This window comes from Novipirellula sp. (assembly GCF_041583735.1).
GTDB lineage: Bacteria > Planctomycetota > Planctomycetia > Pirellulales > Pirellulaceae > Novipirellula.
On record NZ_JBFHFD010000144.1, the window covers coordinates 1 to 15687 of the forward strand.

Here is a 15687-nt window from a genome sequence, read left to right on the forward strand (position 1 = left end):
GGAGTGTCGTCGTGTCGCCACTCGCTATGAGAAGCTCGCACGAAACTTTCTTGCAATGGTGAAACTATCGATGATCGGTCGCTATCTTCGAATCATCGCCCCATGGAATTCCGCAATTTAAGGTTTTCAGACAGAGCCTAGTCGTCGGATTTCTTCTTTCTCCTCTGCCTTCGCCGCCGCCTCGGCATGCGTGGACTTTCTTGCTCAACCTCATCTACTTCATCGACGTCTTTTAGGGCTTTGTTCGCTTCGTCAAGACCGACACTGAGAAGCTTTTCAAATAGGTCTAATCCCGCTGATCGCGTGTCATCGAATCGTTGCAGCGTCATCGCAATTTCTACCAAGTACGGTCCAACTCCGTAGGCGTTGAATTCTCCACGTCGTAGTTCGTCGAAACGAGTTTCGACCAATCGCTGTGCAAAGGCCAGAATCTCGGTTCTCAGATGAGGGAGAATGTCAGACAGTTGGCCGAGCACCTCTTCCGCTAATCCTCCAATAACCGTTTCGATGTGCTCGGTTAGTTGCTTTACGATTGCGGAAGTCTGTTCGTCAGCGGGTAGCGTCACCTCGTTCCAGAACAGACGCCGAATTGCATCTGTTGCGTTTGAATTGCCGAAGCCAAGGACCTGAGCGACGATTCTTGAGCATTCTTTCGGCTTATTTAGGTCGTTCCACAGATTTGCGGCTGCGTGCGCGACACCAACTACAAATGCTGGCGGAGGACTCTCATCGGCAATTAGGCGACCGTCAAGTAGCCGGGCACCCCATTCAGAAGTCTCGTCCAGTAACGCGCAAAGTGCTACTAATTCTCCTGCCGCCTGTTGGTCGATTTCATCATTCGATTTCGCAAGTCGGTCCAAAATTTCTGTAAGGAATTCCGGGTCGAGAAACCTGACAAGCATTGCGAGCAATCGACACCCAAATGTCTCGGATGCCAATTGCGGAAACTTTTCAAACAATTTGACAATCAGCGACTTGCCCAACTCCGGCGAACAATAAGAGGCTCGGACATAACGAAGACTGTCGCAGAACCTTCGCCACGTCTTGTACGAAACATCATTGTCTAGATGAGTGGAAAGTCGATTGATCCAGCGATCACCCTGCGGATTGTTCTTGTTGAGAAGGCTCTGAGTCAACGCGATCAGTGTGTAGTATGAGTTATCAGTGTCGACAATTACGAACCCTAGACTCGTCCATAGGAGACTTTGTTCCGGACGCCATTCCTTCTTGTCACCGTTAACAACGACATGCCTTGTTATATCCCATGGTTTTGCAAGCCATGTCTCCAACAGAATGTTGAGTTCTTCAGGCAGGCCGTCGTCGTCGCAATGTGAACGCAGAACGTCTGACGCAGCAGATCGAAACTCCTCACTTTCATCGCACGCGGAACTTATTTCAATAATTAGTGAAAAAACGAGTTCGCGATTTTCAACTGCTGAAAATCCGCGAAGTGCACGGTGGATGTGTGTTGTCAATCCATTTGCAACTAGGACACGAATAACTTCATCAGCTCTGGAAGGATTGGATTCAGCGAGCTTTGACAACTCCTGTGCGGCAGCACCGCCACCGCCATACTCCTTGAAGCCACCTTCGACTTCGCTCCATTCGGTGCCGTCCGACTTTTGTTTCGAGAACGCGTCGATCAGCTGCTTCTCGTCAGCCGTTTCCATTTCGGCCAATTCCATCGGCGGAATTGTCCTCACTGACCCGGAACGTCCTCTCACAAGTTCTCGATCCCAATTTGGCAAAGCGTTTTTTTCGCTCACAATGAATTCGGACAGTGAATCTGACCGAAACTCAGGCGGAATCGCCTCTAGGAGATGGAGACGTGACTCTCGATCCCACTTCAATTGAGACTCGCACGGATCGACTTCTGATTTGTACTTACTCCATCCATGAATCTTTTCAATTAGCTGGGCTCTTTGATTTTTGTTAAGGTGGGGAAACAGTTGGCTGATTAGCTCCGCAGACTGTGACTCCTGAGCGTCTCCATGTTGCCCAACCGTAAATCGCCGATCGTCACTCATAAGGTACTCAAAAACGTCTTCGGTACATGGCCCAACAACGTTCATCAAACCGGCAATAAATATCCGGTGGACGACAGCGTTTTCCGAATGCCACTGTCGTCGGAACAGGCTAACGAAATCTTCCGGACTCTCTTTTGATACAACGTCGACGCATGTTTGTATCGCCGTCAGAATCGGCACCTCGCGAGGGTAGTCTCGGTCGTCGAGCGACCAGCAACTACCAACGTAGTGTGCCAGAGCCGATCCGCCGTATCCGTTGTGATATTCTTGTGCCGTTGCGACGAGCCACGGAGTGATTTCGTTCAGAAAGACAGACGGTGCAGCTTTTGCAATTTCTTCCAAGTCGTACCAACCGTCACGCGATTCAAGCGGACTATTGTGTCGGCTCTTTGACTCTGGTAATTCCTTGATGGACGTCGAGATTACTCGCGCTGCTAGCCGAGCAGCATCATGTGGCGCATCAACCGACATCACACCAACGATACTTTCAACTTGAAAACTACGCCCATGGTTGTGTTTTACTCTTGTCGCAACTCGTTCGATCAGCGACAAGACTTCTGGCGTCCATTTTGCACAGCGTTCCATGAGACGCAGTGTCATCGGGTCAAACTCACTATGTTTCGACCAATACTCCTTAGCTAGAGTGAAGACCCCGTCCCAATCGAATTGCCAACCGTTGATGAGCACGGAAAGCAATGGCCATTGCTCCTTTTCAGGGTCGCTCATGATGCTCGGCAGATGAGACTGCCTGAACGCCTCAAACCAAGCAGGGTTGTTGTTTATGGCACTGAGAATTCGCAGTCGAAGCTCGTCGGCCGCGAGCCATTCACCGATTATGGCAACTTCGTGTTGGGTTGGATCAGGCTGACGACAAATGAAATCAACAAGCAGGAACTCAACGTGGGGGCGCGGTTGTTCATTAAGAATCGCGTCCAACTCTTTGGCGTATTTCGCCTTGTTATTGTCCCTCAAGTATGTTAGCACCGCCCAAATCGTCGGACGTTTGAAAATTGTGTCTTGGTGTTTCAGCACAAATTCTGACAATGACACATTCGCTTCAGCGAACAGTCTCGCGACCGCGTACTCTTGAATTGTTTGGTGTGAAAATCTCAGTTGGTTGTTCTCACGTTCCAACAGCCCACCTGAACACAACTTGGAAACGATTGCCTCCTCAACTTCCATTGCTGTGATCGGCGCCCAGATAGATTCCGTGTCAACCAGTCTCTCCGTCAGTCGATTCACAAACTCCATTTCTGCTCTTGTCGTCACAACAGCATTCCAAAACTCGCCCAGCATCTCTGAGTAAGTTTCAAATGCACGCGAACCGGAAATAGATTTCAAACGCAAGAACATCGAAAGGTGTTGTGGTGTGCGAAGAAGTTCCTTGAGCTTCGTTTGGATTTGATCTGCGTTAATTCCTGAGTCCCGCAACTTCTGGCTCGCTTCATCCCATGTTGGTAGATTAAGTGAGAACGTTCGAGGATTCAGCCGTCGGAATCGCGGGTCGTAAGAAAAATCAAAATTTCTGCAGGAACTGATAACGAAGACGTTTGGAAGCGTTCCGCACCGTGCAATGAAAGCAAGCAGTTCGTTCAATCTTGATGACGTTAAGTCGACCGTACTAGCCAATGCGTCGAGCTGATCTACAAGTACGACAACTGGCTCTTTCGCTGATACCGTTTGCACCAAGTCGTGAAAGTTCCAGTCAGAGCCCAACTCATCATTTGCCCAATCGTCGAATGACTTGTCGTGCGGAAACAAGTCGGCCTTGATTGCGAGTACCGCGAATCCGTTGTCAATGAACCTGTTTCCAATACGTGCCAACAAACAAGTCTTCCCGCTCCCGGGTCTACCGAGCAAAAGCGATATGTTTTGGTCTGAGTCGAGTCTGCACAAATCGTCTTCCACGCTCAAGTGAATACGCACATCATCGCTTAGCTCATATCGCAACAACCATTCAGAAATGCGAAGCATTTCGGCACGCAACTCAGTGACTCCAAGTGGCTCGACGATTGGCGAAGCGGGATCACCCGAGTCTGGTTCTTTCGTCTCGAGAGTTTCTCGCGGTTCAAGCGTTGGCCCCCACACAGCAAGTGGTAGTCGCTCAACTGCAGCGACAAAAAAGGCAGCCGCTGTGTTGCATGCGAATTCAGTCCAGTCTGCACCACGTTTGAATCCAACAACATCGCTAATACCTCGAACGCACAGCAATGGCTTTTGATGATCGTGGCATGCTAAGAAGACGCCGCCGGCTTCCATTTCCACAAGCTCGACGTGGCGCGCTACCTCTTTGAATTGAGCGACCAGCGCTGCGTCTTTCACAAGAGTGTTGGACGTAGCCAAACAAGCATCGTGGTATTTTGGCGCTCTGATCGTCTCGAAGTGGCGCCGAATCGACTTCAAAATATCGACTCGATGATCGTCTTCTCCGTAAATCCGATCGTCTACATCTGATTTCGGAAGCTCCAATGAGGGCCTGCTCAACCCTAGAAGCCCTGTCGTATTCCAATCCCCAAGCGTGCTTTCCTGACTCGGAATCATGGCCAATAGGTTCTGCACGTCGCGGTGTACCGGCCCGCCACCAGTTGCATACTCTGTCGTGCCACCATCAATTGCGGCACGAACAGCGAAGTCGACAATTCGAGAAGCCAAAACTACATCGCCCAAAGAGAAGTCATCATTGGGAAATGCGCCGGCAATCCCAGCCAATACAACCCACTTTGGCTCTAACTCGAAGAGAATGTTGTTTGCGACCTGCTGAGCAGGTCCATGCCCCTGCCCGGGTGTTCGCGCAACTGCGATGTTGACTGGCGCGTTGTCGATCGTCTTAACCGTGCCGTATTGGTAAAGCCAACGTCCGTGGGTGACGATCTTTAGCTTCGGTATGCGATTCAATACGGCCGTGAACTCATCAGGTCGAATCGTAATTACAGCAAAGTCGACTTTACCTTTTATATCTTCGACATTGATGGTGTCTGACATGCTGCCCTGCGTACTTTATTTGAATTGAAACTGAGTTTTTCGATAGAAGCGGGAGTATGCCATTTGTTCCTTTCGGACTCGTGAAATTGAGTGGCTAACTCGCGGGTCAAGTCCTCCATCTTTTCGGCGAAGGGGACGCCGTCGTCTTCCACCTCTTCGGCTCCGAAGTAGCGACCGGGCGCAAGCACGTTAGTCCCGAAGGGACGGCATGATTTAGCCACGTGTGCCAACCCGCGGACGGATGGACGAGGACGATCGCAAAGCCCCGTAGGGGCGACATAGATTAATTGCGTGGTGCTTCCTGCCGTCCCTTTGTGACTGGTGGCGTGGTGGATATTCTGGTTCCATGGGCTGACGCCCATGGCTACAGCATTTCGCCACTTCGTGGCTAAAAGTGGCTGCCGATCATTCACGGCCAACCCCTTCCAGCCGAGGCTTTTCGAGAATTGCTGCGTATCCGAATTCGCCATGAGTCATTTCCGCAGGGGGCCAAAAGAATGAATGGGGCGTCACAAACGCGACCACATCCGTAGTATCGCATTGTAACAGACCAAATTCCTATAGTCTACACACTTCGCTAGCAAGCGTCCGCAAACCGAATGCGATGGTATTGGAATCACGAGAGATTCTTAGCGGCATCTCCTGTCGGCCTTCGGGACTCAGGCGACTCGCGTTCGATGGGCTGACGGCCTTGCCTACAACATGTCACCACTTCGTGCCGGAGGGTGCAACAACACATGGCGTCCCCAGAAACGCATTGCTTGCATCCTGCTTGCCCGGGCGGGCATCGGGAAGCTACCAAGGCAACCTCCCAATCCCATTGGATCTCCGTCGGGGTTGTCCTGGTGGGATCCACGGATCGAGTCGTGTGACCGCCGGGGCAAGCCCGAAGCGGAGTACGGCTGTCTTATGCTTTCGCTCGGTAGCCATCACGTATTTCCCTCCGCCGAGACAAGCTCGCTGGAAGGATGCTGATGATCACGCTGAATAAAGCTCCGAAAGGATGCGGGATCTTTAGCAAGATCCACTACGAGGATGGAGTGTTGATGGAGCTTTGGGGCGAGATGCGAACGGATGACCTCGACGCGGGATCTTTAGCAAGATCCACTACGGGGATGGAGTGTCGATGGAGCTTTGGTGCGAGATGCGACCGGATGACCTAAACGCGGGATTTTTGGCAAGATCCACTACGGGGATGGGGTGTTGATGGGGCTTGGGTGCGAGATGCGAGCGGAAGACCTCGACGCGGAATCTTTAGCAAGTTCCACTACGGGGATGGAGTGTTGATGGGGCTTTGGTGCGAGATGCGAACGGAAGACCTCGACGCAGGATCTTTAGCAAGATCCACTACGGGGATGGAGTGTCGATGGAGCTTTGTTGCGAGATGCGACCGGATGACCTCGACGCGGGATCTTTGGCAAGATCCACTACGGGGCGGAGTGTTGATGGAGCATTGGTACGAGATGCGAGCGGATGACCTCGACGCGGGATCTTTAGCAAGATCCACTACGGGGACGGAGTGTCGATGGGGCTTTGGTACGAGAGGCGAACGGAAGATCTTAACGCGGGATCTTTAGCAAGATCCACTACGAAGGCGGAGTGTTGATGGAGTTTTGGTACGAGAGACGAACGGAAGACCTGGATGCGGGATCTTTAGCAAGATCCACTACGAAGGATCGGGCGGTACGGCTTACGCTAGCAGATCGTGCACGACGTGGCCGTGCACATCGGTCAGTCGAAAATCGCGGCCTTGGAAACGGTACGTTAGCTGTTCGTGATCGAAACCCAATAAGTGCAGGATGGTGGCTTGCAAGTCATGGATGTGCACCGGATTTTCGGCAACCGAAAAACCGAGTTCATCGGATTGACCGTAATCAAATCCGGCTTTGACTCCGGCCCCGGCCATCCACATCGTGAACGCGTCGGGGTAATGGTCACGGCCGAGCACCTTGCTGCCAGCCGTTCGGCCTTCGCGGAACGGAGTGCGACCAAACTCGCCTCCCCACACGATCAACGTGTCTTCGAACAATCCACGCTGCTTCAAATCGTTGATCAACGCGGCAATCGGCTTGTCCATCGTCGCACACTTCTTGGTCAGTCCGTCGGTGATTCCCGTATCGGCTCCGGTGCCATGGAAATCCCAGCCCCAATCAAACAACTGGACAAAGCGGACCCCCGACTCGACCAATCGTCGGGCTAGCAAGCAATTATTCGCCAGACTCGATTCGCCCGGTTTTGCTCCGTATGCCTCCAACGTCTTCTGGCTCTCTTGCGAGATATCCATCACCTCGGGAACCGCAGTCTGCATGCGAAACGCCAGCTCGTATTGCGATATACGCGTTAGGGTTTCAGGATGCCCCATCTGTGCCGCTTGCAGTTCATTTAAATCCTGAAGTGCGTCAAGCGTTTTGCGACGCATCGAGCGATCCATCCCATTCGGGTCCGATGCATAGAGCACCGGGTCGCCTTTGGATCGGCACTGAACGCCTTGGTAGACCGAGGGCAGAAACCCGCTTCCAAACGATGCTTTGCCGCCATTGGGCTGAACCCCGCTGGAGATCAACACCACAAAGCCGGGCAGATTTTCATTCTCGCTACCCAGCCCATACGTCACCCACGACCCCATCGACGGACGGCCCGATCGGGGCGAACCGGTGTAAACCAACAATTCCGCCGGAGCGTGGTTGAATTGGTCGGTGTACATCGAATGGACCATACACAGATCGTCGGCAATGCCATGAAAATGAGGAACCGCATCGGACATCCACGTTCCATGCTTGCCAACTTGAGACCAGGTCCGCGGCGACCCCATCAACTTCGGTGTACCGCTGGTGAAGGCAAATTCACGTCCCGCTAAAAATTCGTCCGGACAATCTTGGTCCGAATGCTGGATCAAGCGAGGCTTGTAATCAAACATGTCCAAATTCGGTGGCGAACCGGTCATGTGCAAATAGATCACGCGTTTGGCTTTGGCAGGAAAATGAGGCTGCCGCTGCGTCAAAGGATCGGCAGCGGGCTTCGCTGCGGAAACGTCCGCGGCCTTCGTATCGCCCATCAACGATGCCAACGCGATCCCGCCTAGGCCCGCGGCGGATTGCTGAAGGAAGTGACGACGTGTTTGAATCTGCAGTTGTCTGAGTCTCGGGTGCATCGTTTTCCTATCGTTTCATCAACAATTCGTCGAGGTTTAGCATTACGTTTCCGACCACGGTCCAGGCCGCAAGGTCGACAACGTCGACTCCGTCTGGCAGGTCACCGATCGGGTCCGTTGCCATTTGTTTGGCAGCATCCGGGCTGTCTGAAAACGCGGATCGCGTTTCTTCGACCAAATGAGCGATTCGCGTGATCTCGGCAGGGTTGGGGTTGCGAATCAACGTGGTTTGAAAAATAAATCGAACACGCGCTTCGGTCGTTTCTGCCGCTGCCACGGTACGGCGTGCCAACGCTTGAGCGGCTTCGATATAGACCGGGTCGTTCAGCGTCACGAGTGCCTGCAGCGGCGTGTTCGTGCGAATTCGCCGAACCGTGCAAACGTCGCGGTCAGGTGCATCGAACTGAGACATCGATGGATAGGGACTCGACCGCCGCCACGACGTGTAGATCGCGGCTCGATATCGGTCATCGCCTTCGCTTGTTTTCCAATCGGTGTCGCCGCCAAACGCCGCTCGAAGTCCCAATTCGGGCTGCGGTGGATTGACGGGCGGACCGCCCATTTTATCGCTCAACAGTCCAGCCACAAAAAGCGCCTGATCACGCACCATTTCGGCCGCGATGCGGAACCGAGGCCCACGGGCGAGCATCCGGTTCATCGGATCGTTTTCTTGCTGCTGCAAGTTCGTCACCGAACTTTGTCGATAGGTCGATGACATCACCAATAACTTTAGAAACGCCTTGATATCCCAATCATTTTGCTGCAACTCGGTCGCCAACCAATCCAACAACTCGGGATGCGATGGCAATTCGCCTTGCGAACCAAACTCTTCGCTCGATTCGACGATTCCGATCCCAAAGATCTGTTCCCAGTGTCGGTTCGCGATCACCCGCGCCGTCAACGGATTGTCTTCGTCAACCAACCATCGCGCCAGGTCCAAACGATCGGGCGACTCGCTGTTTCGCAGCGGGTGAAACGCAGCGGGTGTCCCTTCGCTGACCTCGTTACCGAGACTGGTGTAACTTCCCCGCAATTGCACATGCGTTTTGCGTCGCTGGTTCTCGGGAAGCTGTTGCATGATCGGCGCGGTGGTCCCCGGTTTCATCTCACTTAACTGAGTTTCCAATTTCGCATGCTGTTTGCGAATCGGATCAAGCGAAGGTGTGATGCTGCGATAGTAGGCGGCAAGTTCTGCCTGTTCGTTCGCAGAATACGATCGTGCCGGGTCCGCTAACAACGTCTGTATCTGCGGCGGCAGTGCGGCCCAGCGAGCAACGCCCTGGTCAAACGTCATCGAGATCCGAAACTCATTGAGCAGATGTTTTGCATGGATTGATTGTTGATCCAAAGTCAGCGTCAATGTTCCATTGCCAAGTTTTAGTGGCCGGTCGAGCACGAGGGTCAATTCATGCGCCGCACCGATTCCGCCTGCGATCGCCCATCCTTTTTTATCATCGATTTTGTCGGCCAGGATGCTGGCGGCCGTAAATTTCGGTTGTTCAAAATCGGCAAATGCCGACGCAAAACGAAGCGATGTTTTCCCGGATGGACTCAAGTTCAAACTTGGCGTCGGCAACGCCTCGGGCGACTGCTGCCAAATCACGTGGCGATCTTGATCGAGCAATTGCAGCGTATATCCCGCCAAACGGCCCGAGATACCACCGCCGCCATCGGTGCGATTCCACAACCCAATACGATCGACGAGGTGCGAAGTGCCCAAATCCACTTCCAACCAGGGATTATCTTCGATTTGGGTATGAGTGACCGAACGATCCTGAAAATTGCCACTCGTGTTGCCATCGATCGCGAACTCGGCGGGCCCGCTAAAACCGGTGGAACTTTGTGTCACGGTGCCTGAAAGAGCAACATTCTGGTCACCGCTGAACACTTGCAACTCGGCAATATGCAAAATCCGCTGCTTGCCGGGAAGTTCCAAGCGAACGAACCTTGCCTTGATCGGCGCAATGTTATTGGGCGTCCAGGTAGCCGAGACTTTGGAAAGCACAAAATTCTCGGCCTGTTCTTTGCTGACCTCCAATTTCAAACCCACCAGCGACGGTGAGGTGGTGGGTTCCGAGTTGGATTGGCCCCAGTTGGATTGGCCCGAGTTGGATTGAAGCGAATCAGCTAGCTGCGAGTCGGTGATCGGAAATTGCAGCGTATACGTATCACGGTCTGCTTTTTCGCCGTTCGCGGTAATCCAGCCTTTGTCATCCGTGGCCAGTTGGCGAGCGTGAGCAACGAACTCGCTTGGCACCAGCGGTGTCCACTCGGGTTGCTCACGAATCGACGCTATCCATTCGGCTTGTTGTTTTTCAAGTTCCGGTGTGGATTGATTCAATTGCGATGCGAGCAGAGCGATTTCAGTGCGTAAGGCTTGTTTTCGCTCGAGTTGTTCCTCGAACCAAACTTCGTGCAGGGGACTTTCGTCTCGGCGATCACGGTCAGCGGACTGGTTAAAGAAGGCAAAGAATTTGAAATACTCATCATGCGTGATCGGGTCATATTTGTGGGTATGACATTGAGCACACGCCATGGTCGTTCCCATCCATACCGCCATGGTCGTGTTGACACGATCCACCACTGCGACGTTACGGAACTCTTCGTCATTGGTGCCACCTTCGCTGTTCGTCATTGTGTTTCGATGAAACGCGGTGGCGATCAATTGTTCGTCGGTCGGATTTTCGAGCAAATCACCGGCGATCTGTTCAATCGTAAACTGGTCAAATGGCTTGTTATTGTTCAGCGAATCGATGACATAATCGCGGTACGCCCAAATCGTTCGTTGCGGATCATCGGCGTAGCCCGCTGAGTCGGCATAGCGAGCCAGATCGAGCCACACGCGGGCCCAACGAGTACCAAACGCGGGTTTGGCCAGCTGTTGATCGACGTACTTTTCATATGCGTTTGCGTCCGAGTCATTCACAAACGCCTGAGCTTCTTGCCATGTCGGTGGGACTCCGGTTAGATCGATCGCCAATCGGCGAGCCAGTGTCAAACGGTCCGCCTCGGGCGACGGTTTCAATTGGTTGGCGATGAGTTTGGAAAGCACGAACGCGTCGATCGGATTCCGCACCCATTCGGTTTGCTCGACGTGTTGTTCGACTGAGGGCAGGTTGATCGAGGGCAGGGCAGGGCGGATCGGTTTTTCGTAAGACCAATGCTTGGCGTAGCTGCCGCCTTGTTTAATCCAACGGCGTATCAGATCAATCTCGTCCTTGGACAACCGCTTGCCTTTCCCCTCTGGGGGCATCCGCATGTCATCGTCGTCTGTGGTCAACCGCTCGATCAACTCGCTGTCGTCTGGTTCGCCTGGTTTGACGGCGACATAGCCGCCGAGATCTTCACGTGAACCGGCCTCGGTATCGAGTCTCAGCCCAGCAGCCCGCTGATCTTCATCCGGCCCATGACAGGCGACACAACGTCCAAATAAGATCGAACGGATGTCGCGATTGAAATCGACAGGCTTGTCTGCGGCACAGACCCCTGCAGCACAAAGACCGCAAACGATTGGCACAAGGAATTGGAAACGTGAATGCATCGATTTACTGGAAATACTGAGGGACAGGGTGGGTGCGGGTAGGGGGGGATCAGTCGATCACGATTTGCTGAGCCGCCCTCAAGAAACAAGGTCGGGTAGGACGAAACGGAGAGGGGGGAAGGGAACGAATCGCGGGATATCACGGGTAAGGTGGGTTGGGAGCAGATTGCCCGTCAGGCTCATTTTAGCAAGAATCGGACGCCGCCCCTAAAACACGAAAATTTTTTCAACCGTGTCTTCCTCCCCCATTCCGCCCGCGATTGCCCAGCGCCCCCCTCTTGCGGCGTCCAGGAACCGCAACAATGATTCGATCGAGAACAATCGTCATAACCCGCAGCAAGCGCTGCGGTTAGGCGATCTTTACCATCGAGGGTGTCTCAAATCACACCGCTTGATCACTGACAGCTAAGCCAAACCTAAGCTTGCCTCGTACGGTGTGCCCGATGGCAATTCGCTCCATCGCCATCGTTCGCCCCATTTCAATTCCCGGTCAGGAAGAAGCGCTCCCGATGCAGGATCCCCTTGTACAAATCGAATCAAACGTGCGTGGTTACGCGCGACTATTCCCAGCGGTGTTTAACAAAGCCGTGGGCTCCACCATTACCGACATGGAGGGAAACGATTTCATCGATTTCTTCTGTGGTGCGGGGTCTCTGAATTACGGACACAACAATCGGCGAGCCAAAGCGGCGCTGCTCGGGTACATCCAAGCCGACGGGATCCAACATTCGCTCGATACCGTGACCGCCGCCAAAGTGGACTTTCTCGAAGCGTTTGAGCGAATCATTCTGAAACCTCGTAGGCTCGATTATCGCGTTCAATTCACCGGTCCCACTGGAACCAACGCGGTCGAAGCTGCCATCAAACTTGCTCGCAAGCAGACCCAGCGTTCGCATGTCGTGGCGTTCACCAATGCCTATCATGGTCATTCGCTCGGCGCGTTGGCATTAACGGGTAACCAGTTCTACCACAGCCAATTTTATGGCTCGCACAACAACGTCACACATCTGCCATATGATGGCTACATGGGTGAATACGATACGTCGCTGCTGCTGGAAAAAATGCTTAACGATCCGAGCAGCGGACTGCCGAAACCGGCCGCTGTGATCCTTGAAACCATTCAAGGCGAAGGGGGCATCAACGTTGCCAGCGATCGCTGGCTTCAGCGGATTGCTTCCCTCTGCCAAGAGCACGACATTCGCTTGATTGTCGACGACATCCAAGTCGGAAATGGTCGAAGCGGAAAATTCTTTAGTTTTGAACACGCCGGAATCATTCCTGACATCGTATGTGTTTCAAAGTCGATTGGTAGCGGCATGCCGATGTCGATCGTCTTGATCCGTCCGGAAATCGACGCTTGGAAACCGGGCGAACACACTGGCACGTTCCGTGGCAACAACTTGGCATTTGTCTCGGCCCGCGCCGTGCTCGAGTACTGGACCGACCCAAGCTTCGAAAATCAAATCGACGAACGCCGCCAAATTGTGCAAGCGAAACTGAAAGCGATTTGTGCCAAACACGCCGATCATGCGATGAACGTTCGCGGTCGTGGGTTAATCTGGGGGCTGGATTTGCGTTGTGGTGATCTGGCGAGCCGAGCGATACAAAACGCATTCAAAGAAGGGTTGTTGATCGAGGGATCCGGCGCATTTGACCAGGTCTTGAAGGTGATGCCCGCATTGACGATCGAAACCGCATTGCTGCAAGCGGGACTACAAATCCTCGAATCCGCAGTCGCTGCCGCGGTCGCCAGTGCCGCATATCGTCCTTCCAATACTCACACCACGGTGAATTAGAACGTTTGTTAGACAGTGAGTCATTCTGAATACAAATGCTGATCCCCGTACGTCCCCATGCTTGAATCATCCAACCAAACGATCGAAGCACTGATTGCGTTCCCTGAGTTATGGGCCCGTCAACTTCAGCACACCCCTAACCACGTTGCGGTTGTCTCCGAAGACGATCAGTGGACGTATCGGGATCTCGAACATCAATCCAACGGGATCGCCAATACGTTGGTCTCGCTGGGAATCCACCATGGTTGCCGTGTCGGCTTGTGCGTGGACCGGTCTCCCGAAGCAATCGCAGCGATGCTGGGGATCATGAAACTGGGGGCCGTGTTTGTTCCGCTGGATCCCGATTACCCGGTGGAACGTCTCCGCTATATGGTCGAAGACGCAGCAATCACGACGATCATCGGTCACCGCAGTTACTACGATTCGATTGGCATTCCGCTGATCGATCACAACGCGGACAACCCAACGGCCGCGTCAAAAATCAGCTGGGTTGACTGCGTCCCCGACGAATCCGAAGCGGTTCGATTGACGACGTGTCCGAACGTCTCGATCGCACCGAGTGATTTGGCGTACATCATGTACACATCGGGATCGACCGGGAAACCCAAAGGGGTGCAAATCCAGCATTCGGCGTTGGCAACCTACTGTTTTGCCGACATCGAAGTTTTTCAATTGACTGAGACGGATCGCACGCTGCAATTTTCGACGCTTTGTTTTGACATCGCGATCGAAGAGATTTTTCCGCCGCTATTGTCGGGCAGTTGCGTTGTCGTTCGCCCTCGCGACCGAGCCAACCACCGCAACGAATTGTCCACGCTGATCGATCGTTTTAAAATCACGTCCGTTCATATCGCCGCGGCTTATTGGCACCAATGGGTCGATTTGATGGTCGCGTCAAAAGAACGCGTTCCGCGTTCGCTGCGATTGATCATCCCGACGGGCGAAAAAGTCTCGGTCGAGCACTATCGACGATGGCAATCGTTATGTGACCACGACGTGATGTTCTGTAACGCCTACGGTCCCACCGAAGCGACCGTGACGTCGACCGTTTACATCCCCGACGATTCGTTTGATGCAGCGAATATGCCGATTGGCAAACCGCTGAAACGCTACACGGCCCACATTTTAGACGACGATTTAAAACCGGTCGGCGAGGGTGAAACGGGACATTTGTTTATTGGCGGTCCCGCATTGGCCTTAGGCTACCTGAACCGACCTGAATTGACCGCAGCAGCGTTTTTAAACGTCGAAATCGACGGCGAGACACAGCGTGTGTATCGCACTGGCGATTTGGCCCGCTGGTTGCCCGATGGGAACATCGACTTTGCCGGCCGCGTCGATCACCAAATCAAATTGGGATCGTACCGCATTGAACCCGGCGAAATCGAAGCTGCGATCGACCAAGCCCCCGGCGTACTCGGGTCGCTGGCCAGCTTTGATGAAGTGGACGGCAAAAAATACCTTGTCGCCTATATCGCTCATGGCGAGCATGACGTTTCGGCGAACGCGATCTCGACGTATCTGCGCAGTGTGTTACCGGCATACATGATCCCGGCACGCTATGTGTTCCTAGAATCGTTTCCGCACACGATCAACGGCAAGATCGATCGACGCGCGCTGCCACCGGCCAGCCAAGGCGTCGTCGCTCGCGATGAAACCTACGTGCCGCCTCGCGATGATCTGGAAAAACGATTGGTCGAACTTTGGCAGGACGTTTTGAATGTTCCCGAGATCGGAATTCACGACGATTTCTTTTTGCTTGGCGGTAGCTCGTTATTGGTCACGCAAGTGGTCGCTCGATTGACCAGCGACATGGACATTGATTTGCCCGTGCGAGACTTCTTCGCCAATCCGACGGTTGCGACCTCGGCAAGGCATCTGCGTGAATTGCTTGGGGAAACCATCACGTCGCCGATCGACGATGACATCCGTGCCCTGCGAGACCGCTTGCCCGACGTGCATGCGTCGTTCTTTTCCAGCGGCGGACAATCGATCTATGCGGTTCATTATCGTCCCCGCGAAAACGCGCTCGGACGTGGGGTGGTCATCTGTCATTCGATCGGTCACGAATATGCACGTGGCTATCGCAATTTGCAGCAATTGGCCGTTCAGTTGTGCAGCGTGGGATTTGACGTGCTGCGGTTTGATTACGCCAGCACCGGTAATTCCGATGGGGCGTGTGCCGAGTTA

Annotated in this window: 7 protein-coding genes; 3 read left to right on the forward strand and 4 right to left on the reverse strand. The window is 53.5% G+C overall.

Annotated elements, in window-relative coordinates; all coding sequences use genetic code 11:
* Positions 1–137: 137 nt before the first annotated feature.
* Both ABX962_RS13000 and ABX962_RS13005 read right to left on the reverse strand, forming a co-directional pair.
* Complete coding sequence (locus ABX962_RS13000) at positions 138–5009, reverse strand: AAA family ATPase (protein ID WP_372720031.1); 4872 nt, start codon at positions 5007–5009, stop codon at positions 138–140.
* Positions 4979–5479, reverse strand: coding sequence for a hypothetical protein (locus ABX962_RS13005; protein WP_372720033.1), 501 nt, complete (start codon positions 5477–5479; stop codon positions 4979–4981). The genes ABX962_RS13000 and ABX962_RS13005 overlap by 31 nt, the downstream gene beginning before the upstream one ends.
* Positions 5480–5983: 504 nt before the next feature.
* Between ABX962_RS13005 and ABX962_RS13010 the strand changes: the two genes are divergently transcribed.
* Positions 5984–6172, forward strand: a complete 189-nt coding sequence (locus tag ABX962_RS13010; protein WP_372720034.1) for a hypothetical protein — start codon at positions 5984–5986, stop codon at positions 6170–6172.
* Between the two features lie 527 nt (positions 6173–6699).
* On the opposite strand, the gene ABX962_RS13015 is transcribed toward ABX962_RS13010, so the two are convergent.
* A complete protein-coding gene (locus tag ABX962_RS13015) occupies positions 6700–8160 on the reverse strand; it encodes a DUF1501 domain-containing protein (protein ID WP_372720036.1) in 1461 nt (486 codons plus the stop codon).
* A gap of 7 nt (positions 8161–8167) precedes the next feature.
* Positions 8168–11701 carry a DUF1553 domain-containing protein gene (locus ABX962_RS13020; protein ID WP_372720038.1) on the reverse strand — a complete coding sequence of 1178 codons (3534 nt, stop codon included), beginning with the start codon at positions 11699–11701 and terminating at the stop codon, positions 8168–8170.
* Between the two features lie 509 nt (positions 11702–12210).
* Here ABX962_RS13020 and ectB point away from each other — a divergent pair.
* Together ectB and ABX962_RS13030 are read left to right on the forward strand one after the other, a co-directional pair.
* On the forward strand, positions 12211–13497 hold the full coding sequence (ectB, locus tag ABX962_RS13025) for a diaminobutyrate--2-oxoglutarate transaminase (RefSeq protein ID WP_372720042.1): 1287 nt from the start codon (positions 12211–12213) through the stop codon (positions 13495–13497).
* Between the two features lie 57 nt (positions 13498–13554).
* The coding region (locus ABX962_RS13030; RefSeq protein WP_372720040.1) for an amino acid adenylation domain-containing protein at positions 13555–15687 on the forward strand (2133 nt) is incomplete at its 3' end.

What these genes read in the sequence shown, in the direction of transcription:
- ABX962_RS13000 (WP_372720031.1), bottom strand. Translation starts at nt 5,009, where the DNA reads ATGTCAGACACCATCAATGTCGAAGATATAAAAGGTAAAGTCGACTTT.
- ABX962_RS13005 (WP_372720033.1), bottom strand. Translation starts at nt 5,479, where the DNA reads ATGGCGAATTCGGATACGCAGCAATTCTCGAAAAGCCTCGGCTGGAAG.
- ABX962_RS13010 (WP_372720034.1), top strand. Translation starts at nt 5,984, where the DNA reads ATGATCACGCTGAATAAAGCTCCGAAAGGATGCGGGATCTTTAGCAAG.
- ABX962_RS13015 (WP_372720036.1), bottom strand. Translation starts at nt 8,160, where the DNA reads ATGCACCCGAGACTCAGACAACTGCAGATTCAAACACGTCGTCACTTC.
- ABX962_RS13020 (WP_372720038.1), bottom strand. Translation starts at nt 11,701, where the DNA reads ATGCATTCACGTTTCCAATTCCTTGTGCCAATCGTTTGCGGTCTTTGT.
- ectB (WP_372720042.1), top strand. Translation starts at nt 12,211, where the DNA reads ATGCAGGATCCCCTTGTACAAATCGAATCAAACGTGCGTGGTTACGCG.